Below are 2,595 nucleotides of genomic sequence, written 5' to 3' on the forward strand. Positions count from 1 at the left end.
GCGTTCGACAGCGGCGCGCGCGCCGGCGCGGCCGCCGGGGTTCTGGCCGCCGCCCAGGCCGGGGTGATCAGCGAGAAGGCCAAGCTGGAACGGCTGCAGCATGACGCCGTCGAGGGCCGCAAGGACGGCCTGACGCCCGGCAGCTGGCAGGCCCAGGTGGCCGACGTCGCCGCCGACGTGGGCAAGGACGGGGAGGCGAACGGCCTGACCAAGACGGTGGCCAAGAAGCTGAAGAACCCGGATCTGGCGCTCTACAAGCTGCAGCAGACCATCTACAAATTCGCCTTCCTGCTGGTGCCTTTGTCGATCCCGTTCGTGGCCCTGATGTTCCTGTGGAAGCGGGGCTTCACCCTGTACGACCACGGGGTCTTCGTCCTTTATTCCCTGACCTTCATGTCGCTGTTGCTGATGGCGGTGGTGGTGCTGGCGACGACGGTGAAGGGGGCGGGGCCCGTCGCGGGGCTGGTGGCGGCCCTGATCGTGCCGGTGCATATGTTCGCCCAGCTGAAAGGCGCCTACAGCCTCAAGATCTTCTCGACCCTGTGGCGGACCGTGGCCCTGCTGATCTTCTGCGAGATCGCCGCGACCCTGTTCATCCTCGCCATCATCTATCTGGGGCTAGGACACTGATGGCGGCCCCGGCCTTGCGGACGCCGCAAATCGGTGGGACGACAGGATCATGCTGAAGCTCCCGTTCCGACTGACCAAATCCGCCGCCCTGACGGCCATCGGCCTGACCCTGATCGGGGGCGCGGTCGTCGCCCAGACTGTGCCGATGGAGCCGGTCCAGTGGGACAAGCGCCGTCTGGACCAGCTGGACCGCAACGTCCGCCGTCTGGAACGCGCCCTGACCCAGAGGAACGCCGCCGGCCAGCCCGTGCTGGTCGAGCCGGACCCCGAGGTCGTCGCCATGCAGGGGCAGCTCCAGATCATGGAGCGCCGCCTGTCGGACCTGGAGCAGACCTTCCAGCGGGTGAACGCCGACGGCGAGCGCCTGACCTTCCAGCTGGACGAGGCGACGCGCGACAACGCCGCCCTGAGCCGTCGTCTGCGCGACCTGGAAGGCCGGGTCGAGCGCGCCGAGAAGGCGGCTGAAGAAGAAGCCGAGCTGAACGGGCCGATCACGGCCCACTCGCCGACCGGCGACGCGGGCCAGGACCTGACGGCGGCGCTGCGCCTGCTGGGCACCGACGGACCGCGCGGGCAGCGGGCGCTGGAGACGGTGATCGTGACCTGGCCCGGCACGCCGCAATCGCGTGAGGCCAACTCGCGTCTGGGCGACCTGCACGTCGCCGCGCGCGACAACGCCGCCGCCGTGCCCGCCTACGCCGCCGCCCTGAACGGCTGGCCGCGCACGCCCTGGGCGCCGGAGACGACGCTGAAGCTGGCCGAGGCCCTGCGCGCCACCGACCGCGCCACCCAGGCCTGCGGCGCCCTGACCGAGTTCACCCGTCGCTACGCCGACACCGCCACGGCGGCGCAGAAGACCCGCGCCACGCAACTGCGCACGCGGGCGAACTGCAGCTGACGCCAGCCGACGCCGAGGTCCTGACCGGCCGGGTCTGGGCCCGGCTGGACGCCCGGCTTGCCAAAGACGGGGATGCGGGAAGGGCCGAGCCGGTCGTGCTGGCCCCCATCGTCTTGGCTCTGTCGGGCGGGGGCGACTCCATGGCCCTGCTGCATCTGGCCGCCGACTGGGCGAAGGCGCGGGGGCGGCGGCTGTTGGCCCTGACGGTGGATCACAACCTCAATGCGATGAGCGCGGACTGGACCCGGTTCGCGGGCGAGGCCGCGCGCGATGTCGGGGCCGACTGGCGGGGTCTAAGCTGGGCCGCGCCCGTCCCCGGACCGGGGCTGACGGCGCGGGCGCGGGCGGCCCGTCATGGCCTGATCGCCGAGGCGGCGCGGTCGGCGGGGGCGCGGGTCGTGCTGCTGGCCCACACCAACGACGACGTCGCCGAGGCCGACTGGATGCGGGCGCGGGGCTCGACCCTGGGGCGGGTGCGCGACTGGTCGCCGTCGCCGGTCTGGCCCGAGGGGCGCGGGCTGATGCTGCTGCGGCCCCTGCTGGACGAGCGGCGCGAGGGGCTGCGGGACTATCTGAGGGCGCGGGGGATCGGCTGGATCGAGGACCCGGCCAATGCCGATGAGCGCTTCGGGCGTAGCCGGGCGCGGGCGGCGCTGGCGAACACGGGCGATGAAGCGCTCCTCATCCGGTCGCTGCGCGACCACCCTCCCCATGAAGGGGAGGGAGAAGCGGGGCGTCTCGTCTGGGCCGGGGTGCTGGAGGTTTCGCGCGACGTGTCGTCCTTGGCGCTGGCGGCGGCGCTGCTGTGTGCGGGGGGCGGATCGGTTCCGCCGCGCGGGGAGCGGTTGGCGGCGTTGAAGGCGCGGCTGGCGGGAGGCGAGGATTTCGTCGCGGGGCTGGCGGGCGCGCGGGTCGAGGCGGAGGGCGCACGGGTGCGGCTGATGCGCGAGCCGGGAGAGATGCGGCGTCGGACCCCGGAGGCGCTGCGGCTGGAGCCTGGCGTCGCCGCCGTCTGGCCCGGGCGGTTCGAGATCACGGCGAGCGAGCCGGGCTGGCGGGTCGAGGCG

2 protein-coding genes and 1 pseudogene are annotated in these 2,595 nt (G+C 72.9%); all 3 read left to right on the forward strand.

Annotated features, from left to right (window positions below; all coding sequences use genetic code 11):
- A pseudogene (locus ACREEF_RS15705) lies at positions 1 to 630 on the forward strand (DUF3667 domain-containing protein); the annotation flags it as partial.
- 49 nt (positions 631 to 679) lie between these two features.
- A complete protein-coding gene (locus ACREEF_RS15710; protein WP_431566504.1) occupies positions 680 to 1,528 on the forward strand; it encodes a tetratricopeptide repeat protein in 849 nt (282 codons plus the stop codon).
- 95 nt (positions 1,529 to 1,623) lie between these two features.
- Positions 1,624 to 2,595 (forward strand): tRNA lysidine(34) synthetase TilS (tilS, locus tag ACREEF_RS15715; RefSeq protein WP_431566505.1); only part of this gene is annotated, 972 nt, incomplete at its 3' end.

This window comes from Brevundimonas sp., assembly GCF_050729455.1.
Classification (GTDB): domain Bacteria; phylum Pseudomonadota; class Alphaproteobacteria; order Caulobacterales; family Caulobacteraceae; genus Brevundimonas.